Source organism: Uliginosibacterium sp. sgz301328 (assembly GCF_041807905.1).
GTDB lineage: Bacteria > Pseudomonadota > Gammaproteobacteria > Burkholderiales > Rhodocyclaceae > JBGVSA01.
Window position 1 is genome coordinate 57,797 of record NZ_JBGVSA010000012.1, and the last position, 26,702, is coordinate 84,498.

The following is a 26,702-nucleotide window of genomic DNA, read 5'->3' on the forward strand; positions in this document are numbered from 1 at the left end:
TCTGTCTCGTAACGGGAACCGCCCGCACACGAGGCGAGGGCGGCTCTAGCGATGCAATCCAGCCGGTGCAGGGCAGGTGCGCCAACGCGCAGACGAATACGACGCGCGCGCACGCGTCCCGCTCCGGCGGGTGGTAATTGCGGCGATCTGCTTGTCGTAGCGGTACATCGGTTCTCTCCAACTGCCGGGTCGGCCGGCATGACAGGAACAACAAAAAACCCCGGGGGCTCGCGCCAACCGGGGTTCCTGTCTTGTCTGCCGGAAGGCTGCACGGGTACGCGCCTTCCTGCCTGTTTGGTAGAAAGGCTAATCCATCGATTCGAGAATGGCGTGCACACCGTTCGGCAGGAAGCCTGCCGGGGCGGCAACGCGAACGTCACGGAGTTGCGGGGTCATGGTTTTCATATCGTCACGTATGTCGTGGCGGATACCCGATATTCAAGTGGTCTGCGTCTGACTGTAGAACATGCTTGCACGACGCGCCATGAAAAAACGTGTGTCGAATTGTGACGCGGCGACGTCGACGTCCGCCCGGTTCAACCGTCGGACTGCGGCAGGTACTTGGATGGATCGATCGGCTCGCCTTTGTAGCGGAGCTCAAAATGCAGCTTCACGCGATCGGCGTCAGTGTTGCCCACGGTGGCGATGCGCTGGCCCTGGCGGATGGTTTCGCCTTCCTTCACCAGCAGCGCCTTGTTGTGTGCATAGACGGTGATGTAGTCGGCGTCGTGCTTGATGATGAGCAGATTGCCGTAGCCGCGCAGGCCTGTGCCGGCGTAGGTGACGCGGCCAGCCGCCGCGGCTTTCACGTCGCTGCCTTCCGCCGCGGCGATGTCGATGCCTTTGCGTGCGGCGCCGTCGAAACTGGCGATGACCTTGCCCGTGGCCGGCCATATCAATGCCAACCGCGTCGCTGGCGCAGGCGTGGGCTTCGGCGTCGGTTTTGCCTGTGTTGCGCGCGATGACGACGAAGCGGCCCGGGCCGAGGACGAACTGGCCTTCGATGAACTGCTCGCGCTCGCATTGCCCGCCGGCGGCACCACGCGCACCAGTTGGCCGACTTCGATGCTGGAGGTGTCCTTGATGTCGTTCCAGCGGGCCAGTTCAGCCACCGAACGTTTGTTGTCGGTGGCAATGCGATAGAGCGTGTCGCCGCTTTGCACGCGGTAGAAGCCTTCCGGTGCGGGCGGATAGTCGGGTGTCGTGCTGCACGCGGCGATGGCGAATGCACTCAGCAGGGCCGCAAGCGTGCGGGCGGGGCGGGATATCATGGGTCGCATCACCGGCCGATTGTAACCGGGCAGTGGTGCCGTGCCCCTGGCTGCAAGCAAGAACCGGCCATTTCAGACTACCCGGCGGCGGAAATCGCGCAGGCGGAAGCCCAACGCAAACAGTACGGCGAAGTACGTCGCCGCGCCGGCCACCACCACCATCGACAGGCGCGCCACCCGCGCAAGCGTTGCCCCCTGCAGCCAACTGGCTTCGGTCCCCATGACGAGCCACAGCACGGCCCCCATCGCCAGCAGCGCCACGAGCAGCTTGCCGAAGAACGCGCCCCAGCCAGCGTGCGGCACGTAGGCCCCGCGTGCGCGCAGGCCGCGATAGAGCAGGGCCGCATTGAGTGACGCCGCCAGCCCGATCGACAACGCCAGACCGGCATGGCGCAGCGGTCCGACGAGCACGAACAGCACGTTCATGAGTTGCGTCGCGGTCAGCGTGACGAGCGCGATCTTCAATGGCGTGCGGATGTCCTGTCGCGAGTAGAAGGCGGGCGCCAGGATCTTCACCAGGATCAGCCCCGACAGGCCGACCGCATAGGCGGCGAGCGCCATGCGCGTCTGCAGAACGTCCTGCGCGTGAAAGGCGCCGTGCTGGAACAGCGTGGCCACCAGCGGCACGCCGATCACCGCCATCGCCACCGCCGCAGGCAAAGTCAGCAGCAGGGCCAGGCGCAGGCCCCAGTCGAGCATGGCGGAGAACTCGTCATGCTGCTGGCTGGCGTTGAGCTTGGAGAGACTGGGCAGCAGGATCGTCCCGAGCGCCACGCCCAGGATGCCGGTGGGGAACTCCATCAGCCGGTCTGCATAGTTGAGCCACGACACGCTGCCATTGGGTAGGTACGACGCGAAGCTGGTGTTGATGAGCAGACTGATCTGCGCCACCGACACGCCCAGCGTGGCGGGCGCCATCAGTTTAAGGATGCGGATCACGCCGGGGTCGCGCAGGTTGATCGAAAAGCGCGGCAGCATCCCGATGCGCGCCAGCGACGGCAACTGGAAGAGCAATTGCAGCACGCCGCCGATGAACGCCGCCCAGGCCAGCGCGCGGACCGGTTCGTCGAAATAGGGCGCGGCAAACAGCGCCATGACGATGAAACTCACGTTGAGCAGGGTCGGCGTGAAGGCCGGTACCGAAAAACGGCTCCACGTATTGAGCACGCCGGCCGCCAGCGCGGTGAGCGCCTGGAAAAAGATGTACGGGAACGTGATGCGCGTCAGCTCCACCGTCAGCGCGAACTTGCCCGGCGTCTGCGCGAAACCGCCGGCCGTGAGATGGATCACCAACGGCGCGGCAATCATGCCGATCAGCGTCACGATGAACACCACGATGCCCAGCAGCGTGGTCACGTGATCGACCAGCGCGCGCGTCTCATCGTGCGGGCGCTTGTTCTTGTATTCGGACAGGATCGGCACGAAGGCCTGCGAGAAGGCCCCTTCGGCGAAAAGGCGGCGCAGCAGGTTCGGCAGGCGGAAAGCGACGTTGAACGCATCGGTGTACGTGCCGGCGCCGAAAAGACTGGCGATCAGCATTTCGCGCACGAGGCCAAGAATGCGGGACAGGAAGGTCAGGCCGCTGATGGTGGCCAGTGCTTTGAGCAGATTCACGTAGAATGCGCGGCGCCGTCGCGGCGCTACCGTAGATATGGCGGGGATGGGGCTGCATGATAGCCACGACGGCCCGCCCCGTGTGAAAAAGCCCACCCTTTGCAGGACTTGCATTCCCCTGCTGTTGCCATTAAACTACGCGGCTTTCGTTTTAACTGAACCGGAATCGTCATATGGCCAACTCGGCACAAGCCCGTAAGCGCGCGCGTCAAGCGTTGGCTGCGCGCGACCACAACGCCAGCCTGCGTTCCCGCCTGCGTACCGCGGTCAAGGCCGTTCGCAAGGCTATCGAGGCAGGTGACAAGGCTGCAGCACAGCAAGTCTTCCAACAATCCGTGAGCGTGATCGACAGCATCGCTGACAAGAAGATCATCCACAAGAACAAGGCCGCTCGTCACAAGAGCCGCCTGTCCGCCGCCATCAAGGCGCTGGGCGTGGAAGCTGCCTGAGTCTGTGTAGCACCCGCTGACGCGCCCTGGCGCGTCGCGCATAAAAAAGGCGTAGCCGATGTAGGCTGCGCTTTTTTTTCGTCCATCGAAGTGCGCGATCGGTCTTTCGCGCATCCCCTGCCTCGCCCCCGCCGCGAGCCGACGGCATGCTTCATGCGGTTCTCATCCCATTCCACACAAAGGGGAATGGTGCGATGGCTGATATCAAGGACGCCGAGCATGCGGCGTTTCACGCGAGCTACCAACAATTGCAGGACGGTATCAAGCGCGTTTACAACGTGATCGCCGAGTTCGAAAGAGGTAAACGCCCCGAGCCAGGCGAAATCCCTCGCGCGGCCGAGCAGGTCCGCGACGATCTGGAGCGCTGGCTGGCCGCGACCAGCGACTATCTCGAAAGCCGCTGACGACCGAGCTTGCGCAGAGGCGCCGTCGTTCTCTATCGCCGGTTGGTGGAACTCCGCCTCCAACACGTAGGTCCGCGCGCCGCATGGGCCCACGGTGCGCCAGCGGCCAGGCCAGCCGAATTCCGCGAAGTGAGCGATATGACCGGCGAAAACGGTCGACCCCGGGAACGAAAATTGCAGATTCGGGCGTGAGGTCGCCTGGCCGGCGATGGCGCCGGCGGCGAGCCCCGGACCCACACCCATGTACCGACCCGAACCGGGCCCGCACTCCACGGCCCAAATGCCCGAGGCCGACTCCCTCCGCGCACTGCCAGCACTGCGGCGCGTCCGCATTCATGCCCTGCCTCCGGCAGCCACATTGTCGCTCGTCGCCCTGGCGGTCATGGCGAGCCTGTTCTTCTTGTACTGGGCACGGCCTTTTCTCGTGCCCGTCACCTTCGGCATTGTCCTTGCGCTGGTGTGCAATCCGATCGTGCGGCGGCTGTGCCGTTATGGCGTGCCACGCGCAGTGGGCGCGACATTGGTCATTGCGGTGCTGTGGGGGGGCGGCGTACTCCTTAGTTACGCCATACAGGACAACGTCATCAGCATCGTGCAACAGATGCCGGAGATGGCAGAAAAAGCCGCCAGCCGGATCGAGCGCATGCGGGTCGGCAATTTCTCGGCCTTGCGCGACGCACAACGTGCCGCCACCCGGCTGGAGCGTGCCGCCACGTCGGTCACGGGCGATGCTGCGCCGCGCTCGCAACTCAGCGTGCGGGCCGAATCGTCGGCCACCAATCTGCGCAACTTCCTGCTCACTGGTTCGGCCGGCGCGCTGATGTTCTTCTTCCAGTTGATCGTGGTGAGCTTCCTCGCGTTCTTCCTGCTGTCCTCCGGCGAGCTGATGAAGCGGCGGCTGTTGCGCATCATCGGGCGCACCATCAGCCACAAGAAGTCCATCATCCGGATGATCGATGCGATGGGTTCGCGTATCCAGAGCACGCTGCTCGTGCTGTGTGTCACCAACATCATGCAGGGCCTCGTGACCGGGTTTGCGTTCCACGCGCTTGGCATGCCCAATGCCATGATGTGGGCTGTGGCGGTGGCCGGCGCGCACTTCATCCCTTACTTCGGTGCGGGCATCGTTGCCATCGCCGCATTGCTTGCGGGCCTCGTGCAGTTCGATGCGCTGGGCGCCGCGCTGGCCCCGGCGCTTGTCTCGCTGGCGATCGCCGCCGTTGTCGGCAATCTCATCACGGTGTGGTTGCAGAGCTTCACCGCGCGGATCGATACGACCAGCATCTTTCTCGGCATGCTGTTGTGGGGCTGGCTGTGGGGGCCGGCCGGACTCGTGCTCGGCGCGCCGCTCATGGCGATATTCAAGGCTGTGTGCGAGCACGTGCGTCCGCTTCGCGGGCTCGCGCAGTTGATGGAAGCCGAGTCCGGCGAACACAGTCGCCAACGACGGCGCAAGAGTGCCGCGCATGCCAAGGCACCCCGTCGCCCGACCACCTCGTTACCACGCACGTCCGCCCATTCCGCGCAAGCCGAACACGCTTCGCCGGCCGGAACCGGCATGCGTTCGGCATGAACGCAGTCGAGTAGGCAAGCCCGCCGCGTGCATTCTGTTCTGCCGCTCAGAGTAAAAAATACAGACGCCCACGCTTGGCTGAAAAAACTTCAATCTCCGACAACTCATTGATTCATATGTTGTTTGTCGTCGCGGGCCGAACTGGCACGTGGTTCGCTGTATGAATGGTGAGTCCCGATCGGTCAACGGCCGGGCCCATCGCAGCACTGTGTCGCCGCAGCACTATGAGAAGGAGATCCACATGTCGCTCGGAACCATCTTGCTGATTCTGCTGATCCTGTTATTGATCGGCGCATTCCCCGCATGGCCATACAGCTCCGCGTGGGGGTACGGCCCCAGCGGCATTCTTGGCGTCGTGCTGGTGGTCGTGGTCGTCCTGCTGCTGATGGGACGCTTGTGACCGGATGCCTGGCCCGCGGAGCGCAGCTCGCTTCGCCGGCCGGGCATCGTTTCTTGAAGAAGGAGCGGCGCGGTCGCGCCGAAGAACAAAAATGAAAACGCATTCATCATCCCCACGAACCGCCAGTGCGGCCCGCGAATCATTCATGCGCGATGTGGGTCCCCGCGCGCCGGGGATCGGCAAAGGCAAGGCCGCCTCGCACCCCTTCATACGTCTTCTACCCCTGTTCGCCACTGGCGAACGGTTTGCCCCACAGGCGCGCATTGCTGCCCAGGACGACTGGAGCGAGTCCGAAGGCCCCGAACAGACCTTTGTGCTGGACGATGAAGAAAATGACATCGTCGTGAGAGACCTGGCCGACGACGAAACGGACGAAGACGAGATCATCGAGGCGCCACTCGAAGGCCAGCACGTTGCCTTGCTGGCGGCCGACGGCGTCAATGTCGACGATGTCTCGGCACTGAAGGAAGGGCTCGAAGCCGTCGGGGCGCAAGTGTCGATCGTCTCGCCAGCGGAGAGCGTACTGGCCGGGTCCGGCGGCATCCCCCTGGTTGCAAGCTACGCGCTGGCCGATGTGAGTTCGGACATGTTCGATGCCATCTGCGTGCCCGGCGGCGAGGACAGCATCCAGACGCTGGAGCGTTCATCGATGGCCTTGGCGATGCTGGTGGAGGCATATCGTCATCGCAAGACGGTGGCGCTGTTTGGCGAGTCCGCACCGTTGCTCGAGTTCATTGTCTTCTGCGCCTCATCGGCGATGCCCGAAGACGGTGAGGATATCGGCGTCATCGTGGCGTCGGGCGCGGACGATGGCAGCGTGCTGTATGCGCTCGTCGAAGCGATGTACCAGCATCGGCATTGGGCGCGTCGGGTGGAGTGCGTCTTTGGTTGATGTCGTTCAGGCGCAACCGCGCAAAAAGAAAGCGTGCTCTCGGCACGCTTTCTTTTTGTCTGGCGGATCAGGCGATCCCCCGGGATGCCTGACGGCACCCTGTCAGCTACTGGCAGCCGACGACGCGGAGTCCGCGGCGGGCGGCGACATGTCAGCCCCCGGTGGCGACGCATCGGCCGGCGGCGCCGGAGGCGGTGCGGCGGGCGCTTCGGGCGGAGAGGTAGCTGCGCCGGAATCGGTCGGGGCTGTGCCCGTATCGCTGCTCTTGTTGCAAGCGGCCAGGCTGATGCAAGCGGCCAGCGCGAAAACGGGAAGAAGCAGTTGGCGAGTTCGCATGGAAAGACCTCCAGTGAGTTTTTGGATGAGGCTGCTCGAAAACAGATGCTTCGACGTGAGTCCAGCACGATGCGTGCCTGAATCAGTGTGGATCATGGGACGCCCGGGCGCGAGTCAATTGTCGACGGCACGTCTCTTGCCGGGCTCCGGGAGCGGAATGGTCCGCATCCCTTCACGGAGTTCCCATGGCACAACCGCACGATAGCCAACTTACGCGGGTGAAGACGGGCGGCAAGCCCGATCCTTCGCGTGAATCTCCCAAGCTGCCCCACGAGCGTGACCAGGACGTCGAAAAGCCACAGCCGCCTCGCCCGGATATCCGCCAGGCGCAGGACGATATCGAGAGCGGCCAGCAAGACACCGATCTGCGCGGTACGCCCGGACTGGACAAGCCCAGGCCATGACAGGCTCGCTGCCGCGTCAGTCCATTGCGCTGAGCAGCATCACCGCGAAACGGGCATCCGGGTCGGTCCACACATTTTCCGTCATCCAGCCCGACGCGCGAGCCACCGGTGCCAGTTCGGTCAGGCGGTATTTGTATGAGTTTTCCGTATGCAAGGTTTCGCCTTCGGCAAACCGGAACTCCTGCCCCAATACGCGGACGTGTTGATCCTTCGTCGATACGAGATGCATTTCGATGCGCGGACGCCGATGGTCGTAGCGCACCATGTGCCGGAAGCGATGGAGGTCGAAGTTGCCATCCAATTCGCGATTGATGCGCGCGAGCAGGTTCAGATTGAAGTGCGCCGTGATGCCCTGCGCGTCGTCATAGGCCGGCAGCAGCACGGCCGGGTCGCGCGTGATGTCGACGCCGAGCACCAGCAGCGCGTGCCGTCCCAGCGTGGCGCGGATGTTGGCCAGGCACTCCTCGGCCTCGTGCGGCCGCAGGTTGCCGATGGTGGAACCGGGGAAGAAGCCCAGGTGGCGGCCGCTGAAATCACGCAAGGCCGACGGCAGCACGAGAGGGCGCCGGAAATCGCCCACCGTCGGGTAGAACCGTATCTGCGGGAACCGTGCCGCCAATGGCGGAATGGCACCGACCAGCGAATCATCGGCGATATCGATCGGTACATAGGCCTGCGGCGACTCCAGCGCGTGCAGCAGCAAGGGCGTCTTACGGCTCGAACCGCTGCCGATCTCCACGACCACCGCACCCGGGCCGACCGCCTCGGCAATCTCGCCCACGCAGCGTCGCAGAATGCCGATCTCCGTGCGCGTGGGATAGTACTCGGGCAGATCGGTGATGGCTTCGAACAGTTCGCAACCCGTGGCGTCATACAGCCATGTCGGCGGAATGCTCTTCTCGGGCAGTGACAGACCTTCCAGTACGTCATGTGCGAAGGTGTCGGCGAGGTGCACGGGCGTGCCGCCGATGAACGGGGGCATCGGCTCGTGGTGCAGCGAAGGGTGTGCGAAGGTCATGAACGATCCTCAGCCAATCGAACGCCGCTGAACTGCCAGCGCGCATGCGGGGGGAAGAAATTGCGATAGGTTGGCCGCACATGTCCGCGGGGCGTGGCGCATGATCCGCCGCGCAGCACGAACTGGCCACACATGAACTTGCCGTTGTATTCACCGACCGCGCCCGGCGCCGCCGCAAAGCGCGGGTAGGGGGCGAAGGCACTGGCGGTCCATTCCCATGCGCCGCCGAACAGATTTTCCAGCGGCGATTGTGTTTGATCGGCGTGCGGCACCCAATGCCCATCGTCGGCGAACTGGCCAGCGTCGGCGTCACCCGCTTGCGCCACGGCCGCGCACTCCCATTCGAATTCGGTCGGCAGTCGCTTGCCGGCCCAGCGGGCAAACGCATCGGCCTCGAAATAGCTGATGTGGCATACCGGTGCGCTGGGTGTGGGCGAGCATTCGCCGTGCAGCGTCATGGTCTGCCATGCGCCGTCGATTTCTCGCCAGTACAGCGGCGCCTGCCAGCCCTCGGCCTGGACGCGGGCCCATCCGTCGGAGAGCCACAGCGTCGGCGTGCGATAGCCTCCATCGCTGATGAATGCCGTCCACTCGCCATTGCTGACCGGTCTGGATGCGAGCGCAAAAGGTTGTAGTAACACATCGTGCGCCGGACCTTCGCAATCGAATGCAAAGCCCTCGCCGGCATGTCCGACGCGCACGCGGCCGCCTTCGAATGCATGCATGTGCATCGGCCGCATCGAGCTGGCGGCGCGAGGTGCTGCGTCGCGCAATGCCGGGCGCAGCGGATTCTGCGCGAACAGATGAAGCAGGTCGGTGAGGATCAGTTCCTGGTGCTGTTCTTCGTGGGCGATGCCCAGGCGGACAATGTTGACGATATCCAACGAGGGCTGGGCTCTGGACAGGCGACCGAGTGCAGCGTCCACGTGTTGGCGATAGGCGTGGACCTCCGCCAGCGTCGGGCGCGTGAGCATGCCCCGGCGCGGGCGCGGATGGCGTGCGCCGACCTGCTCGTAATACGAATTGAAGAGATAGCGGAAACGCCGGTCGAAGACCTCATAACCCGCCACGCGCGGCTGCAGGATGAACTCTTCAAAGAACCAACTGGTATGCGCCAGATGCCATTTTGCCGGGCTGGCGTCGTCCATGGACTGCACCGTCATGTCAGCGTCGGACAGCCCTTCGCAGAGCGCCAGCGTGCGCTGCCGGCAGGTGGCGAGCGTGGCGAAGGCGGACGCGACGGGGCCGGCGCGCTCGGTCATGACCGGGACCGGGGACAGACTGCGCGGGGGGCGCGGGGCTCGCAGATCGGGTGAGGCATTGGACCTCCGAAGCGGGGCGGAAGATTTTCAGGTTTAGGACTTGAGCGCTCCCTTTGCAAGACGTATGCCGTGTTCGCCATTTGCCGCCAGCAGGCCGCCATGTGCCGCAATCCGATCGACGGCACGCGCGAGACTGGCGCAATGTGATTCGATGGACGTGTAATTTCTGCAATCGCCAACCGGCCCCGACGCCTGTGTGCAGGGGCCGCTACAATCGGAGCATGGGCTGCGCGGTGCATACACGCGACCGCCATACGCCAGCCAGATAAAGGCGCCACGAGCGCCAGGAGACAATACGGATGTTGAGTTTTGAAGAAGCCGCCGCGCGCCTGCTGGGCGCGGCCAGCCCCACGCCGCTGGAGCGCGTGCCCATCTACGCCGCCACCGGCCGCGTGCTGGCGCACGACCTGCAGGCCGACATGGATGTTCCGCCGGCCGACAATTCGGCCATGGACGGTTACGCCGTTCGCGCGGCGGACGTACCAACTGCCGGCACACGCCTGCCGGTGAGCCAGCGCGTGCCCGCGGGCAGCGTACCCTCGGCGCTGCGCCCCGGTACCGCTGCGCGCATCTTCACCGGTGCCCCGATTCCTCCCGGAGCGGACACCGTCGTCATGCAGGAGCGCTGCCGCACCGAAGGCGACGATGTCATCTTTGAAGAAGGCGTCCGCGTGGGTGTCAATGTGCGCCGCGCCGGCAGCGATATCGCTCGCGGGGCTGTCGTGCTGCCTGCCGGCCATGAGTTGTCGGCGGCGGATGTGGGCCTTGCCGCGTCGCTGGGGCAACCCTCGCTGATCGTGCATGGCCGCCTGCGTGTGGCGGTGTTTTTCACTGGCGATGAACTGACCGAACCCGGCGAGCCGCTCAAGCCGGGCGCCATCTACAACTCCAATCGCTACATGCTGCGCGGCCTGCTCGAGCGCATGGGCTGCACCGTCGAAGACTTCGGCATCGTGCGCGACAACATCGACGCCACGCGCGAGGCGCTGCGCACGGCGTCGCGCAGCACTGACGTCGTCATCACCTGTGGTGGCGTGTCGGTGGGAGAGGAAGACCACGTCAAGGCCGCCGTCGAAGCCGAAGGGCGGCTGGAGAGCTGGAAAGTCGCCATCAAACCGGGCAAGCCCTTTGCCTTTGGCAGCGTTGGGCAGGCGGCATTCATCGGTCTGCCCGGCAATCCGGTGTCGAGCTTCGTCACGTTCCTCACGCTGGTGCGACCCTATCTCCGCCGTCGCCAGGGCGTGACCGAAGCGCCGCATGCGCCGCTGACCCTGCGCGCCGACTTTGAATGGAAGCGTGCCGACCCGCGCCGCGAATTCCTGCGCGTGCGCCGCAACGCACAAGGCGGGCTGGATCTCTACCCGAGCCAGGGCAGCGGTGTGCTGACCTCCTGCGCCTGGGCGGATGGGTTCGTCAGCAATCCGCCGGACACGACCATTGCGCGCGGCGACATGGTCACCTACCTGTCGTTCGAGGAGTAAGTCTGTGAATGTCACCGTATTGTTCTTTGCCAGCCTGCGCGAAGCGCTGGGCGTTGAACGCGAACGCATTGCGCTGGAGGCCGGTGCGACTGTCGACAGCCTTCGCGCGCTGCTCATCGCACGTGGCGAACAATGGCAGCCGCTGTCGCGCGGATCGGTGCGCGCAGCGGTGAATCAGTCGCTCGTCACTGGCGCGAATATGCTCGCCGACGGTGACGAAGTCGCCTTCTTCCCTCCCGTGACCGGAGGCTGACGTGAGCGTGAGCGTGCAGAAGGGCGACTTCGACGTCGGCGCTGAGATTGGCGCGCTCACCGACGTCGCAGGCGCGGGGGCGGTGGCAAGCTTCGTCGGCGTGGTGCGCGGCGGAGAGGGCGCAGAGGCGATCCGCGCGATGACGCTGGAGCACTATCCCGGGATGACCGAGAAATCGCTCGCCGACATCATCGAACAGGCGCAGGGGCGCTGGCCATTGCTGGGGGTGCGCGTCATCCATCGCGTCGGCCGCCTGCTGCCGGGCGATCGCATTGTGTTCGTCGGCGTTGCCTCGCGTCACCGCGGCGCGGCCTTCGAAGCCTGCGAGTTCGTCATGGACTATCTCAAGACCCGGGCGCCTTTCTGGAAGAAAGAAGAAACCGCGCAGGGCGCGCGGTGGGTCGATGCTCGCGAGAGCGACGACGCGGCGGCGGCGCGCTGGGACAAGGGGGAGTGATCGGCTGACGGCCTCGCCCGATGGGGCCGCCACTGAAGGCGGCGCCGGCCTAACTTGCCGACTGCCGCACAATCACGTCCTGGGCCAGGCGCGGCAGATCGTCCAGGGTGTCGATGCTTTTGTCATGACGCGCGGTGACGCGTCGCACCAGGGCTTCGACAGCGATCTCCCCATGGCGGGACTTGTCCTGCCGCACCGTAGTCAGCGGCGGGAAGAAGCACGAGCTTTCCAGGATGTTATCCACGCCGATGATGGCGACATCGCGCGGAATATTCAGCTTGCGTTCGTGCGCGGCGAGCAGGGCGCCGAGCGCCATGCGATCGTTGGCGACAAAGATGGCGTCGATGTCGGGCGAGCGGTCGAGCAGGGCATTGAGCGCGGACTGACCGGATTCGGGTAGCCAGTTGCCGGCGGCGATATATGTGTCGGGCGCAGGCAAACCGGCGCGTTGCAGCGCACTGCGCCAGCCACGTACGCGTTCGCGCGCAACCCACCAGTCCTGCGGGCCGGAAATATGCGCCACACGCTTGCGGCCCGATGCGATCAGGTGTTGGGTCGCCAGCCGGCCGCATTCGAAGTTGTCGAAGCCGATGCTCGTAATGCCATGCCGAGGCTGAAACGACAGGAACACCATCGGCACCGTCACGCGTGCCAGCACACCTTCGCTCAGCCACTCGCTGTTGCGCAGGGTGTCCGGGATCGCCCACAGGATGCCTTCGATGCGCTGGTCCATCAGCGAGAGCAGCGTTTCTTCGACGTGCTCGACGGTCAGGTCCGACAGCGTCTTCAGTTGCAATGAATAGCCGCGCGCCGCGGCCTCGCGCGCCATCCCCTGGTGCAGATCGGTGCTGATGAAACCGAGGTTGAAGCCGATGACACCCAGCGTGTGCGTGCGGCCGCTGGTAAAGCGGCGGGCCAGCAGGTTGGGGCGGTAGCCCAGCCGCGTGATGGCTTCAAGTACGCGTTCGCGGGTTTTCTCCGAAACGTTGCGGTTGTCATTGACGACCCGTGACACGGTCTGCATCGAAACGCCTGCCGCCTGTGCGACTTCGCCGATGGTGACGCGAGAAGATGGGTCGTCGGAGAAGCGGGGTCTGCTTTGCCGCGCCAATGTGATTCCTTTCCCCTTTGAGGCACGTTTTACGTGCTCTTTGTTCGTTGCGACCCGCATGATGCCACGGATACGTCGCATTCCGGATTGCTTGCCCGGATTAACGATACTTGACACCCGATCTGATAACGCTAACAATCCGATTCAAGTCGAATTGATAACGTTATCAAAACAAGGAGGGGACGATGGAAACGACCGTGATGCAGGAGTCTTTCAACGAGTTTGCCATCGGGCCGTTCCCGTTCGATCCCAAGCATTCGGCCATCGGCGAGTACCACTACTACCCCACGCAAGGCTTCAAGGGGCGGTGGTATGACCCGGTGGTGTGGTGGGGCTGGCTCGGCCCGACGTGGATCGTTACCGAAGATGGCGGACGCAAGTTCATGGAGCAGACACGCCCGCAGATGGCCATCACCGACCACTGGCCGCTGCTGGTGACCGGACAGACCAATTGGCGCGACTACACGCTGAGCGCCTCCGTGCGCCCCATGTCGACCGCCGCACCGGTGGGCGTCGTCTTTCGTTATACCCACGCGCGCCACCATTACTTCTTTGGCTTCGAAGGCAGGCGCGCCGTCATCGCCAAACGCGACCAGGAAGCCTTCATCGAACTGGCCGCCGCGGATTTCCCCCACGACACCGACACGCACTACCGGCTGAGCGTGGAATGCGCGGGTGAGCTGATTCGCGCGAGTATCGACGGCGTGCCGCTGCTCGAAGTGCGCGACGCCAGCTACGCAGACGGCAAGGTGGGGCTCACCGCGCGCATGCCGGCGCAGTACACCGACGTGACGGTCACCATGACGCCGGCCCAGCACGCCGAATGGATCGAGCGCGACGCGATCGACACGCTGATGCTTGCCGGCATGCGTGCGCAGTATCCGCAGCCGCGCCTGTGGAAGACCCTCGACCTCAAGAACTTTGGCAGCGCACGGCAGATCCGCTTTGGCCATCTGACAGGCACGGACGAGCTATTCGTCGTCTTCGCGCAGCACCAGAAGCGCGGCTACAAGGACGCCTACGCCCACATCAGTTGCCTGACGGCCATGGACCTCGACGGCAAGGTGCTGTGGCAGATCGGCGAGCCTTCCACCGAGCCCGACCACGTGCTGCTATCAGCCGACCTGCCTGTACAACTGTGCGACATCGACGGCGACGGTGTGGATGAGGTCATCATGTCGCGCGACTTCAAGCTGATGATCCTCGACGGCCGCACGGGCGAGGTCCGCAAGAGCGTGCCCACGCCCAAGTCGGAGCAGGCCGACAACACGCTGCACAGCCTGCCGTACAAGAAGTACGCCTTCGATCGCGTGAATGTCGACGCCATCCGCATGGCCGATCTGCGCGGCGTGGGCCGCCCGACCGACATTCTCATCAAGGATCGCTACAGCCGCGTGTGGGCCTATGACAGCGAGCTGAACCCGCTGTGGTTCTTCCACGAAGGCATCACGGGCCACTTTCCCTACACCGCCGATATCGATGGCGATGGCAAGGAAGAGATGTTCGTCGGCTACCACATGGTCGACGACGACGGCCGGTTGATGTGGACGCTGCCGGTGCCCACCGACCATACCGACGAAATCCTCATCGGTCGCTGGAACCCGGACGTAGCCGAGCCGCAGATCGCGATTGCCTCGGGCGATGAAGGTTTCATGATCGCCAACCTGCAGGGCGAGATCGTCAAGAAGCACATGCTCGGGCACGTGCAGCGCGTGAGCGTCGGCAACTACCGCCCCGACCTGAAGGGGCTGGAGCTGTGCGTGGTCACGTATTGGGGCTACCAGGGCATCGTCTACGTATTCGACTGCAAGGGCGAGCTGTTGCACGAGTTCGAACCGACCAGCAACGGCAACCTGCTTACGCCGGTCAACTGGACCGGCGACGGGCGTGACCTCGTGCTGCTCAATGGCAACGTCACGCATGGTGGCCTGATGGATGGCGAGGGCAGGGTGGTGGTGCGCTTCCCCGATGACGGCCACCCCGACCTGTGCGCCGAGGTGATCGACCTGACCGGCGACGGGCGCGACGAGATCGTGCTGTGGGACGCGCAGCGCATGTACATCTACACGCAGGACCGCGCGGCCGATGCCGACCCCGTCTACAAGCCGCTCAAGTACCCGCTGTGCAATGCATCGAACTATCGCGGCGAGTTCCATTACCCGCCGCAAGGCATCTGACCCCACAACGTCAAACGAATACTAGAACCGCACAGCGGCGATCCACACACTCAGGAGGAAGTGGTATGTCATTCGCAATCACATCGGTGGCGCAACGGCGCATGCTGGTGGCACTCGGCGCTGCATTGGTGCCGATGCTGGCCAGCGCGTACCAGGAGGCGCCGGAGCTGGCCGCTCTCGTCAAGGAAGGCAAGCTCGAACCTGTCGACAAGCGCCTGCCCGCGCAGCCACAGGTCATCAAGCCGCTCACCCGCGTTGGCACCTATGGCGGCAAGCTCCGCACCGCCATGCGCGCCGACGGCGACTACAACGCCATCCTGCGCATGGTCGGCAATCAGGGCCTGACCCGCTGGACGATGGACTTCAACAACGTCGAGCCCAACCTGGCGGAGAGCTGGACGCTGTCGCCGGATGGCACGACCTACACCTTCAAGCTGCGCCCTGGCACGAAGTGGTCCGATGGCTCGCCCTTCACGGCGGACGACATCCTGTTTTCGATGAACGATCTCATCGGCAACAAGGAATTCCTCGCCGCGCCCCTGTCGACCTACGTCGTCAAGGACAAGTACGTCGAGACCACCAAGATCGACGACTACACCGTGCGCTTCAAGTTCGCGGGCCCGTACCTCGGCTTCATCGAGCAACTGGCGCTGCCGACCAACCAGCATCCGACCTTCTACCAGAAGAAGTACTGCTCGCAGTTCCATCCCAAGTACAACCCGAAGATCGCCGACGAGTTGGCCCGGAACAGCGTCAAGGACTGGGGCACGCTGATGCGTGCCAAGTGCGGCGATATCGAACTGGCTTCGCGCTGGAGCAACCCGGAGCGCCCCACGCTCGACCCGTGGGTGGTGAAGGAGCCGTACACCGGCACGGCGACGCGCGTGCTGCTGGAGCGTAATCCGTACTTCTGGCAGGTCGACACGGCCGGCAACCAGTTGCCGTACATCGACACCATGCAATTGCAGATCAACTCGGCGGTCGAAGGCATCCTGCTGTCGTCGATCAATGGTGAGCTCGACTTCCAGCATCGCCACATCTACCTGATCCAGAACCGTCCGATCCTGCTCAAGAATGCAGAGAAGGGCGGATACAAGGTGCTCGGCCTGCCGCCGCTGTCGGCCAACTCGGTGGGCATGTTCTTCAACTACACAACGAAGAACGAAGATCTGCGCAAGCTCATCCGCAACCACGACTTCCGTCAAGCGCTGTCGCTCGCGACCGATCGCGAAGAGATCAACAAGATCGTCTACCTCGGCCAGGGTACGCCGTGGCAGATCGGGCCGATCAAGGAATCGAAGTGGTTCAACGAGCAACTGGGCACGCAGTTCACCAAGTACGACATCAAGCAGGCCAATGCGCTGCTCGACAAGCTGGGCCTGACCAAGCGCGACGGCAACGGCTATCGCCTCTACCCGGACGGCAAGCGCGTGTCGCTCAACGTGATCATCGCTGTGCAGCTCGCGCAGCAAGTGCAGGCGCTGGAAATCGTGCGCAAGCAATGGGCCAGGGCGGGCATCGAACTGGTGATCCTCGCGTCCGACCGCTCGCTGTTCTACAACCGCGCCAATGCCAACGACTACGACATCAGCGCCGACCAGCTCGCCGGCGGCCTGGACATCACGCTCAACCCGCGCGGCGTCGTCGCGGTGCATCCGCAGGAGTCGCGCCAGAGCCTGTTGTGGGTGAAGTGGTACCTGTCCGGCGGCAAGCAGGGTGAAGAGCCCACCGCCAGCATGAAAAAGCGGCTCGATCTCTACACGCAATGGCAGACGGCCTCGTCGCAGGCCGAAGCGGATCGCCTGTTCAAGGCCATCCTGCAGGAAGCAGCGAATGAGTTCGAAGTGATGGGCCTGGTGCGTCCGCCCAAGGACCCGGCCATCCGCAAGAACAACCTCACCAACGTGTTCGAGAACATGCCCGCGGGCTGGTCGTACCCCACGCCGGGGCCGTCGCTGCCGCAGCAATGGTTCTATGCCAAGTGAGTTGTCCCTGAGTGGTCTCCTGATGCAGTAGCAACAACATCTTGTCCCTTCAAGGCCCGGTCATCCCACATGCCGGGCCTCTTTTTTGAAGCCCGTCCCGGCGCCTAAGTCTGGCTCAGGAGACGTCTTGCACGTTCGGTGAAGCCGTTGTGAATATGGCTCTGCACGACACGGCATGCCTTCTCCACGTCATCTCCCAGGAGGGCTTCGAACATCTGTACATGTTCGCCGATCGAGTTGTGCACGTACTCCTGCGAAAAGGTCAATCGATTGCGCATCGCCAGTACCTTTGTCGTGATCGTGCTATGCATGTCGGACAGGTAAGGATTGCGGGCATGCTCCACGAAGATGCGATGGAAGCGGTGGTCGAGTTTGCGGTAGGCGGTCAGGTCGAGCTTCTGTCGAAGACTCTCGCAGGCATTCAGGTTCTTCTCCAGATCCGTTAGCAGGGCTGTGCGGTCGGCATGCATGGCCGCCCGGATGGCACCCTGTTCAAGCATGATCCGCACCATTGCAATGTCGGTGATTTCCTTCTCAGTCAACGAGAAGACAAAACTGCCGCAGCGCGGCTTGATTTCGATGAGCCGTTCGCCCGCGCTCAGACGCAACAGCGCTTCGCGGATCGGCGTCTTGCTCAGGCTGAATATTTCGGACAACTTGGATTCCGAAACCTGCTCGCCGAGTTCCAGATCGCCATTCAGGATCATTTGGCGAATGTTCTCTTCAACGATCTCTGTCAGCGACCTGGGAATGTCGATCGCTCGTGATTGATGTCGCATGACGACTGCCCTCATCGATGACTGGTCGCGGTAAAGGCAATCGATGCCTCGGCGTCGGACGCACGATGTTGCCCTTGAACGCGCAGCCCTCTGTTTGCGTCACCTCAAAAGCCAAGGCTCGGCCGCCGCCGCCCGTGCAGTACCGAATGTCCCACGCGGAACCGCCATTCCGCTCGTCTGGTCGGTGATGTATCAGACATCACCGGAACGTCTGGATCGTCCGCCTGGCAATGTGTTCGCGATGGGCGCGATCCGATGGCGCAGCTGATATTCCAGATGCCAGATTTCGACGATTGACGCTCAGCAGTCGCCTCCCTAACTTGCCGTCAAAGAGCAACGCAGCGAATCGATGACTTCGTCATTGATCGCAAGCCTGGAGGAGCAGACACATGAGCATCGCGGAATCGCCGCATTTCGGCGAAAACGTCATCAGGATCGTGAAGCGGAAAATCATCCCTTTCGCATTCATCCTGTACCTGTTCAACTACATGGACCGCGTCAATGTGGGGTTCGCCGCCCTACAGATGAATGAGGCGCTGAACATCTCGAAGACCGACTTCGGCACCATTGCGTCGGCCTTCTTCATCTCGTACCTGCTGTTCCAGATACCGGCCAACATGATGTTGCAGCGACTCGGCGCGCGGCGCTGGATCGGCTCGATCATCATCGCCTGGGGCCTGGTGACCTGCCTGATGTTCTTCGCGCAGAACGTGGACCACGTCATCGGCGCGCGCTTCTTGCTGGGTGTGTTCGAGGCGGGCTTCTTCCCCGGAATGATCTATTACCTGGCCTGCTGGTTCCCCGCCAAGGAGCGTGCGCGCGTCACCTCTCTGTTCATGCTCGCCATCGCGGTGTCCACGGTGATCGCAGCACCGATGTCCGGCTGGATCGTGCAGCACGTCAACACACCCAACTACGAAGGCTGGCGCTGGCTCTTCGCGATAGAGGGGATTCCGACCGTACTGCTTGGCGTGGCGACATTCTTCGTATTGGCCGACACGCCCAAGGACGCGCGCTGGCTGACACCGCAGCAAAGCGAATGGCTCACCGCAGAATTGGCGCGCGAAAACACCGGCAAAACCGGCACACAAAAGATCGGCCTGGGCACCGTGCTGGGCAACGCCACCTTGTGGAAGCTGGCACTGGTCTACATGTTCATCCAGGCCGCTTCGCAGGCTTCCAATTATTGGCTGCCCGGCCAGGTAAAGCAGTTCGCGGACGGTCTGACCGACACGCAGGTCGGGCTCATCATGGCACTGCCGTTTGTCTGCGCCATGTTCGCCATGCCGCTGTGGGGCGCTCATTCAGACAAGACCGGTGAGCGCAAATGGCACGCTGGCCTACCCATGTTGTTGACGGGCGTGGCTTTCGTGGTCATCGCCAGCATGCCGTCGATGGGCATGCGCATGTTCGGCATGGTCCTCTTCGGTCTGGGCATTCTCAGTTTCTACGGTCCGTATTGGGCTATCCCGCCGTCGTTGCTGTCGCCCGCAGGGCTGGCGGTGAGCATTGCCTTCATCAACTCATGTTCCAGCCTGGGCGGTTTTCTTGCCAACAAGGGGCTGGGATACGTCGCGCAATCCTACGGTTCGAATGGCGTCTTCATGGTCGAAGCCGTGTTGTGCGTCATCTCGTTCCTGATCCTGCTCACGATGCGCGTTCCGCGTGTCCACGGTACCGCGGCCGAGTAAAAGCCGATCAACGATTCGAAATGATCCGCGTCGCGCGGAGTGTTCAAACAAGGAGGAGTCACATGAAAATCACGAGCGTCGAAATCTTTGATTGCGAAGTCAATCGCAGAGATGCGCGAATGGCGCGTTTCAACCCGGTGATCATCCGCATCAACACCGACGAAGGCATCAGTGGCCTTGGTGAAGTGGGCCTGGCCTATGGTGCCGGCGCCAAGGCGGGCGTCGGCATGGTGCGTGACCTGGCGCCGCGCATCATCGGCAAGGACCCGATGAAGATCGAAGCGATCTGGGAGAACCTGTTCCGCGCCACCTTCTGGGGCATGGGCGGCGGCAATGTCTTCTACGCCGGCATGAGCGCCATCGACATCGCGCTGTGGGACATCAAGGGCAAGGTGCTCAATGCGCCCATCTATCAATTGCTTGGCGGCAAGACCAACGACAAGCTGCGTTCGTATGCCAGCCAATTGCAGTTTGGCTGGAGCGACACGCACCAGATGCTTACCCGCCCCGAGCAGTACGCAGAGGCCGCGAAAAAGGCGATCGCCGAGGGCTACACGGCGATCAAGGTCGACCCGCTGCAGGTGGACTACAACGGCGGCCCGCCGCTGGATTGGGAAATCAACCAGAACTACTTCGGCCTGCTGTACGCCAGCCAACTGCGCATGGGGGAAGAACGCATCGCCGCCATGCGCGAAGCCGTCGGCCCGGATGTCGACATCATTGTCGAAATCCACTCGTTGCTTGGCACCAACGCCGCGATCCAGTTTGCCCGTGCCATCGAAAAGCACAACATCTTCTTCTACGAAGAGCCGGTGCATCCGCTGAATACCGACAACATGGCGCTGGTGGCGCGCAGCATCAACATTCCAGTGGCGACGGGTGAGCGTTCATACACGCGCTGGGGCTATCGCGACCTGTTCGAGAAGCAGGCCGTAGCAGTCGTTCAGCCAGACTTATGCCTGTGTGGCGGTCTGACAGAAGGGAAGAAAATCTGCGACTACGCCAACATCTATGACGCCACCGTGCAGGCGCATATCTGCGGCGGACCCGTGTCGACGGCAGCGGCACTCCACCTGGAAGCCGCGATCCCGAACTTCATCATTCACGAGCATCACACTCATGGGCTCAAGCACTGCATTCGTGAGCTATGCACCAATGACTACCAGCCGGTGAATGGTTACTACACCATCCCCGATCTGCCCGGTTTGGGACAAGAGCTGAACGAGGAGATCACCAAGGATTACCTCGCCTACACCATCAAGTAAGCCGCACGTTGTCTGGCCCGGTCATCTCGCGATGCCGGGCCTCTTTTTGTGGACGGATCAGGGCGCGGTCTTGTCGAGCAGCGTGCATGCGCGTGTCATGCGCTGGCAGACCGTGTCGATCAGAAAGTACAACGGCTGGCCGTTGACCGGGTCGCGCGCATCGGCCAGCAATGAGGCGACACAGTCGAGGGCGTCGCGCACGGCGGCAAGTTCGTCGACAGCGTCGGTGAAGGAAGAGGGAAGGGCGGATGGAGCGGGTTTGGGTGCGGGCATGGTAGATCCTCGTGTGCAGGCGGATCCCGGCCTGTCCCGTTCTTGGCGGGGCGGGCGGGAGCTAAGAACCGCACACGACGGCGGACTTCTTCCCTTTGCAGGTCTTGTATCCGTCGCACTCCCGCCCATTGAAACGATGAGCATGAAAAGGCCGCCCCGGCATTATGCCAGCGGAGGCGGCTCTTCTCTTGAGTCCGCGTGTGTCGGTTCGTCTGCGGATGTTCTTAGCACCCGCAGAGCGAACCATAGACGCTCGGACAATTATTCCATTTGCGTAACCGCAAGCGGCGACGACGATCAGTTCTCGGTGACCTGAGCCCGTGCGCGGGCATACGATGCGGGCACATTGTCTTTGACGGCAACAGCCTTGCCCGCGATCACTTCAAGCCACTGGTCGGTGTCGAGCACGGCGGCGAAATTCGATTGGTAGATCACCGCCAGCGTGCGATGGATCGTCTCCGCGCTCACCGAGCCGGCCTCATTCGCATAGGGCACGGCGCCTGTCGCGTCGTACAGAAACTCCACCGTCAGGCCGGCATGCATGGCTTGCTTGATGGTCGAGTCCACGCAGTTCTGCGTCATGTACCCGACGACGGTGAGCGTGTCGATTTCGTGACGTGCCAGCCATTCGCCGAGGTCCGTGCCGACGTAGGCGCTGGGCCAGTTCTTTTCGACGTAGTGATCGTGCGGGCGGGCGGCGATGGAGGCTTCCAGCTCCCAGCCATGCGTGCCCTTGCGGAAGATGGGCGCGGCCGGCGGCGCGGTGTGCTGGACGACGATCACGGGGATGCCCGCCTCGCGCGCTGCATCCATGGCGCGCCCGATGTTGGCGAGCGACAGCGCCGGGTCGGGATATTCGACCTGCAGGCCTCCGGTGAAGTACTCGTTCTGGACGTCGATGACGATCAGGGCGCGGCGAGGGGCGGTCATGGCGGTTCTCCTTGTGCAAGGGCCGGCGGTGCCGGCGTGGAGAGAATCTTCGCGCGACTGTCTGCACGCTTCGAGTGGCCCGAATGACATGTTGCGATAGAATCGGGCCAATTCTAATCCGCGAGCCCGACCATGCCCTCGGTTGCCATCCTTGCCTTCGACGGCATCAGCCCGTTTCATCTCTCCGTACCTTGCGCGGTGTTCGGCAGCAGTGCGCTGGAGGGGTATTTCGAACTGCTCATCTGCGCCGAGTCACCCGGTGCATTGACGACCAGTGCGGGCTTCGGCCTGCATGTACATCACGGGCTGGAGGCGCTGCTGCAGGCGGACGTGGTGGTGGTGCCCTCATGGTGCAGCCCGCAGGCGGAGGCATCTGCCGACTTGTCGGCTGCGCTGCGCGCGGCGCATGCAAAGGGCGCGCAGATCATCGGGCTATGCATCGGCTCTTTCGTGGTGGCGCAGGCCGGGCTGCTCGACGCCCGCCGGGCCAGTACGCATTGGCGCGCGGCAGAAGTGTTCGCGCAGCGCTTTCCGCATGTCGCGCTCGACGCCAACGTGCTCTACGTGGATGAAGGCGACGTCATGACCTCCGCCGGCACCGCCGCCGGCATCGACTGCTGCCTGCACTTCGTGCGCAAACGGCTCGGTGCCGAAGCGGCCGCTCGCGTGGCGCGCCATCTGGTGGTGCCGCCGCACCGGCAGGGCGGGCAGGCGCAATACATCGAGCAGCCAATCGCTGACAACGCGCGTGACGATCGACTCGCCGACACGCTCGCCTGGGCGCGCGCGCATCTGGATCAGGCGCACACCATCGATTCGCTGGCGGCCCGCGCGCTGATGAGCCGCCGCACCTTCACGCGACGCTTTCACGCCAGCACGGGCACGACGGTCAATCGCTGGATCACCGAACAGCGCCTCGGCGCGGCCCAGCGGCTGCTGGAAAGCAGCGATCTGCCTATCGATCAGGTGGCGGCCCGTGCGGGGTTCGGCTCAGCGGTGTCGCTGCGCCAGCACTTTGTGCGCACGCTCCAGACTTCGCCCCTGGCCTATCGGCGCGCCTTCAAGGGGCGTGACGAGGCAAGGCCGGTATTGGCGGCAACAGCGGCTAGGTGAGATCGCCCGCGATACCGGGTTTGGCCCAGGCATCGCGGACTTGAGGGTGGCGAATCGGGAAATCCGCCGTCGGGCTCGCTACCTGAATGGTTGATCGCCGCACGCGAGGCGGCCTTGATCATTGGGCGAGCGGGTGCGCGGTACGAAACCGCGTGTACACGTGCAATACGTGTTCTGCTTTGGCGAACTCGCCACAGCGCATGGCGTCACCGAGCAAGTCCTCCAGGCAATGGTCGAATGCAGAAACGCCCTCCTTGGTTTGCACCAGGCCGCACGCCATGGTTGCGGCAACGTGGGGTGATAAATGTTCGTGTTCGGCGAACAGCGCCACATCCTCCTCGGTCAGATCGCAGTAATCCAGGCAGTCGCGCATCGAAAGCATGTCGTACTCTCCTACAGGGTGGGGCTGGTAGCACGGCTACCTTATTTAACCGTACATGACACATCTCGTAACGCAAGTAAGCTCTGCCAATGCAGCACGTGCTGCCCCATTGCCTTGATCAATGGCACCGAGAACGCAGGCGGCCGCACGCGCGCGCTCACGGCAGCGCCGTTTTTTGAGACAATCGCGGGGTTTCGCCGCCGATGCGGCACCCGGACCACCACTTTCATGCTAGACATTCAACTCCTTCGCTCGCAAACCGAACTCGTCGCCAAGCGCCTGGGCGAACGCAAGGTCGCCTTCGATACGGCCGCTTTCGGCGCCATGGAAGACGAGCGCAAGTCTCTTCAGACCCGCACGCAAGACCTGCAAGCCAAGCGCAATGCGTTGTCCAAGCAGATCGGCATGCTCAAGGGCAAGGGCGAAGACGCCTCCGCCGTGATGGCCGAGGTTGCAGGCATCGGCGATGAACTCAAGCAGAACGAAGAGCGTCTGGCGGCGCTGCAGGAAAAGCTCAACGATCTGCTGCTGCGCATTCCCAACCTGCCGCACGAATCGGTGCCGGTCGGCAACGATGAAACAGGCAATGTCGAAGTGCGCCGCTGGGGTACGCCTGCAAGCTACGACTTCGAAGTGAAAGACCACGTCGACCTGGGCGCCGCGCTCGGCCTGGACTTCGACGCCGCGGCCAAGCTCTCCGGCGCACGTTTTGCCGTGATGCGCGGCGGCATGGCCCGCCTGCATCGCGCCATCGCGCAACTGATGCTCGACACGCAGACTGGCGAACACGGCTACACCGAGTGCTACACCCCGTACATCGTCAACGCCGACGTGCTCTACGGCACGGGCCAACTGCCCAAGTTCGCCGACGACATGTTCCGCGTGGAGCGCGCAGGCGAGGGCGCCCAGACGCAGTACCTGATTTCCACCTCCGAGATTTCGCTGACCAACATGGTCCGCGACACCGTGTTGCGCGCGGACGAACTCCCCATCCGCATGACCGCCCACACACCGTGCTTCCGTTCGGAGGCCGGTTCCTACGGCCGCGACACGCGCGGCATGATCCGCCAGCATCAGTTCGACAAGGTCGAGATGGTGCAGATCACTCATCCGGAAAAGTCGTACGAAGCGCTCGAGCAGATGGTCGGTCACGCCGAAGCCATCCTGCAGAAGCTCAAGCTGCCGTATCGCGTGGTGGCGCTGTGCACGGGCGACATGGGCTTCTCCGCCGCCAAGACGTATGACCTCGAGGTGTGGCTGCCAGCGCAGAACACCTACCGCGAGATCTCCTCGGTCTCCAACTGCGAAGCCTTCCAGGCGCGTCGCATGCAGGCGCGCTTCAAGAACGAACAAGGCAAGAACGAACTCGTCCACACGCTCAATGGCTCCGGCCTCGCGGTCGGCCGCACACTCGTTGCGGTGCTCGAGAACTACCAGCAGGCCGACGGCTCGGTGATCGTGCCCGAAGCGCTGCGTCCCTACATGGGCGGTCTCGAAATCCTCAAGCCGGCCGCCTGAACGCCAAACGCAAGACGTGCGAAAGCGCTGGCATTTGGCAAAAAGCCTCGCTATAATGCGCGGCTCGCGGAGAGGTGGCAGAGTGGTCGAATGTACCTGACTCGAAATCAGGCGTAGGTGCGAGCCTACCGTGGGTTCGAATCCCACCCTCTCCGCCACTCATACCCGAAAAACCCGCATGGTTACTGGCCTTGCGGGTTTTTTTGTTTGTGGCCACCCCGTGGTCCGCGCCTACCCCGATATGCGCGGGGAATCCTGTCCGGTCAGTCCTAAACGACGCTTCCGTCTCGAATTCGTCCCCCACTGTTCCTTCTGTTGAATTCGTGTTGTCGTTTCCTGGACCGGCCTCGTATTTGTAGTGGTCCGCCAATAGGGCCGGGCACCTTTGCACGAACAAGCCTCGCCCATGTCCATTTCTGCCGGTGCCGTCATCGACGGAATTGTCTTGTCTCGCTCATCCAAATAACGAGACGCCGTCGCATTTGAGTTTTCAATCAGTTGTCGTTATGCCCACGCCGACCATTGGTCGAATGGATTTAGATTTCCTCATTAGCAACGTATTGCATCTTCGCAAGATAGATGCGTATTCATTCACCACCCGTGCAGAATGGTCTGAAATTGCCTAGAGATCTCGCTGAATACCTGCAGTGTGTCGCAAGGCGGCGAGCATGGCCTGCGAAGCGGGCGTAAGGTGACGATCGCGAAGCGTGACGATTCCGCTGCTGCCGAGGCGAAGGTCGAGTTCGGCATCCAGAAACACTAATACACCCGCATCACGGAAGGGACGGGCTGCGTCGATGGACAAGGGCGCGATCATGTCGCTGCATTGAAGCAGTCCGAGGATGACTTCGAAGGATGGCGTTTCGACTGCATGTCGTGGAAACTCCATGCCCGTTTCGGCAAATAGTCGTTCAATGCGCCGGCGCATGACGTTGCCTTTGGGCGGCAAAATCCACTCTTTATCAGCCAAATCGGCCAGCGTAAGGTTCTTGCGTACAGCGAGTGGATGTCCTGCCCGAACAACGATCTGGTGACCATCTTCCATCAGAGGTTCGAACAGGACCTCGTTTGCATCGACCGAATCCGGCAGGCGGGCAACGACCATATCCAGTTTTTGATCCAGAAGCCGCGAGACGAGAACTTCGCTGAAATCCAGGTCGATATTGACCTGGACACCGGGGAATTTCTCTTTGAGCGCGACGATGGCATGCGGAATCAGCGTCGTGGCGGAAGTCACAACCGTTCCGACCGAGACTTCTCCCACAAGCCCCAGCCGTACCGCTTCGAGTTCTTCGTGTGCCTGGAGCAATTGCGCCAATACGCTGCGCGCGTGTCGTACCAGAATGTCTCCATAGATGGTGGGCTCGATGCCGCGCGCATGGCGAATGAACAAGGTCACGCCCAAGGCCTGTTCGAGCTGTGCCAGGGCTTTCGAAGCGGCCGGCTGCGTAAGGTTCGCAGCCTCTGCTGCATGCAGGACGGAGTTTTTGTCTGCCAGGTGAACCAGCAGCGTCAATTGACGTGCGCTGAGGCGTGACCGCGTGAGCCAATTGCTTCGTGAACGTTCCGCCATGCCGTGTACTCCTGACGTATATCCTTAAGAA

General features: G+C 63.0%; 25 protein-coding genes and 1 tRNA gene. 16 read left to right on the forward strand and 10 right to left on the reverse strand.

Annotated elements, in window-relative coordinates:
* Positions 1 to 536 precede the first annotated feature (536 nt).
* Complete coding sequence (locus ACDA63_RS11030; RefSeq protein ID WP_373663292.1) at positions 537 to 1,271, reverse strand: peptidoglycan DD-metalloendopeptidase family protein; 735 nt, start codon at positions 1,269 to 1,271, stop codon at positions 537 to 539.
* Between the two features lie 72 nt (positions 1,272 to 1,343).
* The gene (gene murJ, locus ACDA63_RS11035) at positions 1,344 to 2,885 is read right to left on the reverse strand and encodes a murein biosynthesis integral membrane protein MurJ (protein ID WP_373663293.1); all 1,542 of its coding nucleotides are present in this window, start codon (positions 2,883 to 2,885) and stop codon (positions 1,344 to 1,346) included.
* A 173-nt stretch (positions 2,886 to 3,058) separates the two neighbouring features.
* Here murJ and rpsT point away from each other — a divergent pair, with 173 nt between their 5' ends.
* The 6 genes from rpsT to ACDA63_RS11065 all read left to right on the forward strand — a co-directional run bounded on the left by rpsT (position 3,059) and on the right by ACDA63_RS11065 (position 7,343).
* Positions 3,059 to 3,334 carry a 30S ribosomal protein S20 gene (gene rpsT, locus ACDA63_RS11040; protein ID WP_373663294.1) on the forward strand — a complete coding sequence of 92 codons (276 nt, stop codon included), beginning with the start codon at positions 3,059 to 3,061 and terminating at the stop codon, positions 3,332 to 3,334.
* A gap of 194 nt (positions 3,335 to 3,528) precedes the next feature.
* Positions 3,529 to 3,738: a hypothetical protein gene (locus ACDA63_RS11045; RefSeq protein ID WP_373663295.1), complete on the forward strand. Its 210-nt coding sequence runs from the start codon at positions 3,529 to 3,531 to the stop codon at positions 3,736 to 3,738.
* A gap of 241 nt (positions 3,739 to 3,979) precedes the next feature.
* Positions 3,980 to 5,311 carry an AI-2E family transporter gene (locus ACDA63_RS11050; protein ID WP_373663296.1) on the forward strand — a complete coding sequence of 444 codons (1,332 nt, stop codon included), beginning with the start codon at positions 3,980 to 3,982 and terminating at the stop codon, positions 5,309 to 5,311.
* Between the two features lie 241 nt (positions 5,312 to 5,552).
* A complete protein-coding gene (locus ACDA63_RS11055) occupies positions 5,553 to 5,711 on the forward strand; it encodes a DUF3309 family protein (RefSeq protein ID WP_373663297.1) in 159 nt (52 codons plus the stop codon).
* Between the two features lie 91 nt (positions 5,712 to 5,802).
* Positions 5,803 to 6,603 (forward strand): DJ-1/PfpI family protein, encoded by an 801-nt coding sequence (locus ACDA63_RS11060; protein ID WP_373663298.1) that lies wholly within the window; start codon positions 5,803 to 5,805, stop codon positions 6,601 to 6,603.
* 521 nt (positions 6,604 to 7,124) lie between these two features.
* Positions 7,125 to 7,343 carry a hypothetical protein gene (locus ACDA63_RS11065; protein WP_373663299.1) on the forward strand — a complete coding sequence of 73 codons (219 nt, stop codon included), beginning with the start codon at positions 7,125 to 7,127 and terminating at the stop codon, positions 7,341 to 7,343.
* A 16-nt stretch (positions 7,344 to 7,359) separates the two neighbouring features.
* Here ACDA63_RS11065 and egtD read toward each other — a convergent pair whose 3' ends face one another.
* Positions 7,360 to 8,361 carry an L-histidine N(alpha)-methyltransferase gene (gene egtD, locus ACDA63_RS11070; RefSeq protein WP_373663300.1) on the reverse strand — a complete coding sequence of 334 codons (1,002 nt, stop codon included), beginning with the start codon at positions 8,359 to 8,361 and terminating at the stop codon, positions 7,360 to 7,362.
* Positions 8,358 to 9,623 (reverse strand): ergothioneine biosynthesis protein EgtB, encoded by a 1,266-nt coding sequence (gene egtB, locus ACDA63_RS11075; RefSeq protein ID WP_373663301.1) that lies wholly within the window; start codon positions 9,621 to 9,623, stop codon positions 8,358 to 8,360. Before egtB ends, egtD begins: the two co-directional genes overlap by 4 nt.
* Before the next feature lie 359 nt (positions 9,624 to 9,982).
* Here egtB and glp point away from each other — a divergent pair, with 359 nt between their 5' ends.
* From glp to moaE, 3 genes are read left to right on the forward strand one after another with little or no spacing between them, the layout of a single operon-like run.
* Positions 9,983 to 11,164, forward strand: coding sequence for a gephyrin-like molybdotransferase Glp (gene glp / locus ACDA63_RS11080; RefSeq protein WP_373663302.1), 1,182 nt, complete (start codon positions 9,983 to 9,985; stop codon positions 11,162 to 11,164).
* A gap of 4 nt (positions 11,165 to 11,168) precedes the next feature.
* Complete coding sequence (moaD, locus tag ACDA63_RS11085) at positions 11,169 to 11,417, forward strand: molybdopterin converting factor subunit 1 (protein ID WP_373663303.1); 249 nt, start codon at positions 11,169 to 11,171, stop codon at positions 11,415 to 11,417.
* A gap of 1 nt (position 11,418) precedes the next feature.
* A complete protein-coding gene (moaE, locus tag ACDA63_RS11090) occupies positions 11,419 to 11,874 on the forward strand; it encodes a molybdopterin synthase catalytic subunit MoaE (protein ID WP_373663304.1) in 456 nt (151 codons plus the stop codon).
* A 49-nt stretch (positions 11,875 to 11,923) separates the two neighbouring features.
* On the opposite strand, the gene ACDA63_RS11095 is transcribed toward moaE, so the two are convergent.
* Positions 11,924 to 13,066: a LacI family DNA-binding transcriptional regulator gene (locus ACDA63_RS11095; RefSeq protein WP_373663305.1), complete on the reverse strand. Its 1,143-nt coding sequence runs from the start codon at positions 13,064 to 13,066 to the stop codon at positions 11,924 to 11,926.
* 104 nt (positions 13,067 to 13,170) lie between these two features.
* On the opposite strand from ACDA63_RS11095, the gene ACDA63_RS11100 reads away from it, so the two are divergent.
* Both ACDA63_RS11100 and ACDA63_RS11105 read left to right on the forward strand, forming a co-directional pair.
* Positions 13,171 to 15,162: a hypothetical protein gene (locus tag ACDA63_RS11100; RefSeq protein ID WP_373663306.1), complete on the forward strand. Its 1,992-nt coding sequence runs from the start codon at positions 13,171 to 13,173 to the stop codon at positions 15,160 to 15,162.
* Between the two features lie 65 nt (positions 15,163 to 15,227).
* Positions 15,228 to 17,147, forward strand: a complete 1,920-nt coding sequence (locus ACDA63_RS11105) for an ABC transporter substrate-binding protein (RefSeq protein ID WP_373663307.1) — start codon at positions 15,228 to 15,230, stop codon at positions 17,145 to 17,147.
* 104 nt (positions 17,148 to 17,251) lie between these two features.
* Here the strand turns inward: ACDA63_RS11105 and ACDA63_RS11110 are convergent, their stop codons facing one another.
* Positions 17,252 to 17,926, reverse strand: coding sequence for a GntR family transcriptional regulator (locus tag ACDA63_RS11110; RefSeq protein ID WP_373663308.1), 675 nt, complete (start codon positions 17,924 to 17,926; stop codon positions 17,252 to 17,254).
* A 389-nt stretch (positions 17,927 to 18,315) separates the two neighbouring features.
* Here ACDA63_RS11110 and ACDA63_RS11115 point away from each other — a divergent pair, with 389 nt between their 5' ends.
* Positions 18,316 to 19,617, forward strand: a complete 1,302-nt coding sequence (locus tag ACDA63_RS11115; RefSeq protein ID WP_373663309.1) for an MFS transporter — start codon at positions 18,316 to 18,318, stop codon at positions 19,615 to 19,617.
* 62 nt (positions 19,618 to 19,679) lie between these two features.
* A complete protein-coding gene (locus ACDA63_RS11120) occupies positions 19,680 to 20,882 on the forward strand; it encodes a mandelate racemase/muconate lactonizing enzyme family protein (RefSeq protein WP_373663310.1) in 1,203 nt (400 codons plus the stop codon).
* A gap of 57 nt (positions 20,883 to 20,939) precedes the next feature.
* Here ACDA63_RS11120 and ACDA63_RS11125 read toward each other — a convergent pair whose 3' ends face one another.
* A complete protein-coding gene (locus ACDA63_RS11125) occupies positions 20,940 to 21,155 on the reverse strand; it encodes a hypothetical protein (protein WP_373663311.1) in 216 nt (71 codons plus the stop codon).
* A 297-nt stretch (positions 21,156 to 21,452) separates the two neighbouring features.
* Positions 21,453 to 22,085: a cysteine hydrolase family protein gene (locus ACDA63_RS11130; RefSeq protein WP_373663312.1), complete on the reverse strand. Its 633-nt coding sequence runs from the start codon at positions 22,083 to 22,085 to the stop codon at positions 21,453 to 21,455.
* Between the two features lie 132 nt (positions 22,086 to 22,217).
* Between ACDA63_RS11130 and ACDA63_RS11135 the strand changes: the two genes are divergently transcribed.
* Positions 22,218 to 23,198, forward strand: a complete 981-nt coding sequence (locus ACDA63_RS11135) for a GlxA family transcriptional regulator (RefSeq protein WP_373663313.1) — start codon at positions 22,218 to 22,220, stop codon at positions 23,196 to 23,198.
* A 118-nt stretch (positions 23,199 to 23,316) separates the two neighbouring features.
* On the opposite strand, the gene ACDA63_RS11140 is transcribed toward ACDA63_RS11135, so the two are convergent.
* Entirely contained in the window at positions 23,317 to 23,580 is a 264-nt protein-coding gene (locus tag ACDA63_RS11140; RefSeq protein WP_373663314.1) for a hypothetical protein, read from the reverse strand.
* A 228-nt stretch (positions 23,581 to 23,808) separates the two neighbouring features.
* Between ACDA63_RS11140 and serS the strand changes: the two genes are divergently transcribed.
* Complete coding sequence (gene serS, locus ACDA63_RS11145; protein ID WP_373663315.1) at positions 23,809 to 25,098, forward strand: serine--tRNA ligase; 1,290 nt, start codon at positions 23,809 to 23,811, stop codon at positions 25,096 to 25,098.
* A 68-nt stretch (positions 25,099 to 25,166) separates the two neighbouring features.
* A tRNA-Ser gene (locus ACDA63_RS11150) sits at positions 25,167 to 25,256 on the forward strand.
* A gap of 464 nt (positions 25,257 to 25,720) precedes the next feature.
* Here the strand turns inward: ACDA63_RS11150 and ACDA63_RS11155 are convergent.
* Positions 25,721 to 26,671 carry a LysR family transcriptional regulator gene (locus ACDA63_RS11155; RefSeq protein ID WP_373663317.1) on the reverse strand — a complete coding sequence of 317 codons (951 nt, stop codon included), beginning with the start codon at positions 26,669 to 26,671 and terminating at the stop codon, positions 25,721 to 25,723.
* Positions 26,672 to 26,702: the final 31 nt, after the last annotated feature.

Bases quoted from the DNA above. Each gene is read 5' to 3' on its own strand.
- ACDA63_RS11135 (WP_373663313.1), top strand. From the start codon at position 22,218: ATGCCCTCGGTTGCCATCCTTGCCTTCGACGGCATCAGCCCGTTTCAT.
- ACDA63_RS11130 (WP_373663312.1), bottom strand. From the start codon at position 22,085: ATGACCGCCCCTCGCCGCGCCCTGATCGTCATCGACGTCCAGAACGAG.
- ACDA63_RS11125 (WP_373663311.1), bottom strand. From the start codon at position 21,155: ATGCCCGCACCCAAACCCGCTCCATCCGCCCTTCCCTCTTCCTTCACC.
- ACDA63_RS11105 (WP_373663307.1), top strand. From the start codon at position 15,228: ATGTCATTCGCAATCACATCGGTGGCGCAACGGCGCATGCTGGTGGCA.
- ACDA63_RS11115 (WP_373663309.1), top strand. From the start codon at position 18,316: ATGAGCATCGCGGAATCGCCGCATTTCGGCGAAAACGTCATCAGGATC.
- ACDA63_RS11110 (WP_373663308.1), bottom strand. From the start codon at position 17,926: ATGCGACATCAATCACGAGCGATCGACATTCCCAGGTCGCTGACAGAG.
- glp (WP_373663302.1), top strand. From the start codon at position 9,983: ATGTTGAGTTTTGAAGAAGCCGCCGCGCGCCTGCTGGGCGCGGCCAGC.
- ACDA63_RS11050 (WP_373663296.1), top strand. From the start codon at position 3,980: ATGTACCGACCCGAACCGGGCCCGCACTCCACGGCCCAAATGCCCGAG.
- rpsT (WP_373663294.1), top strand. From the start codon at position 3,059: ATGGCCAACTCGGCACAAGCCCGTAAGCGCGCGCGTCAAGCGTTGGCT.
- egtB (WP_373663301.1), bottom strand. From the start codon at position 9,623: ATGACCGAGCGCGCCGGCCCCGTCGCGTCCGCCTTCGCCACGCTCGCC.
- ACDA63_RS11030 (WP_373663292.1), bottom strand. From the start codon at position 1,271: ATGATATCCCGCCCCGCCCGCACGCTTGCGGCCCTGCTGAGTGCATTC.
- ACDA63_RS11140 (WP_373663314.1), bottom strand. From the start codon at position 23,580: ATGCTTTCGATGCGCGACTGCCTGGATTACTGCGATCTGACCGAGGAG.
- ACDA63_RS11055 (WP_373663297.1), top strand. From the start codon at position 5,553: ATGTCGCTCGGAACCATCTTGCTGATTCTGCTGATCCTGTTATTGATC.
- ACDA63_RS11095 (WP_373663305.1), bottom strand. From the start codon at position 13,066: ATGCGACGTATCCGTGGCATCATGCGGGTCGCAACGAACAAAGAGCAC.
- ACDA63_RS11100 (WP_373663306.1), top strand. From the start codon at position 13,171: ATGGAAACGACCGTGATGCAGGAGTCTTTCAACGAGTTTGCCATCGGG.
- ACDA63_RS11120 (WP_373663310.1), top strand. From the start codon at position 19,680: ATGAAAATCACGAGCGTCGAAATCTTTGATTGCGAAGTCAATCGCAGA.
- serS (WP_373663315.1), top strand. From the start codon at position 23,809: ATGCTAGACATTCAACTCCTTCGCTCGCAAACCGAACTCGTCGCCAAG.
- ACDA63_RS11060 (WP_373663298.1), top strand. From the start codon at position 5,803: ATGAAAACGCATTCATCATCCCCACGAACCGCCAGTGCGGCCCGCGAA.
- ACDA63_RS11065 (WP_373663299.1), top strand. From the start codon at position 7,125: ATGGCACAACCGCACGATAGCCAACTTACGCGGGTGAAGACGGGCGGC.
- ACDA63_RS11155 (WP_373663317.1), bottom strand. From the start codon at position 26,671: ATGGCGGAACGTTCACGAAGCAATTGGCTCACGCGGTCACGCCTCAGC.
- ACDA63_RS11045 (WP_373663295.1), top strand. From the start codon at position 3,529: ATGGCTGATATCAAGGACGCCGAGCATGCGGCGTTTCACGCGAGCTAC.
- egtD (WP_373663300.1), bottom strand. From the start codon at position 8,361: ATGACCTTCGCACACCCTTCGCTGCACCACGAGCCGATGCCCCCGTTC.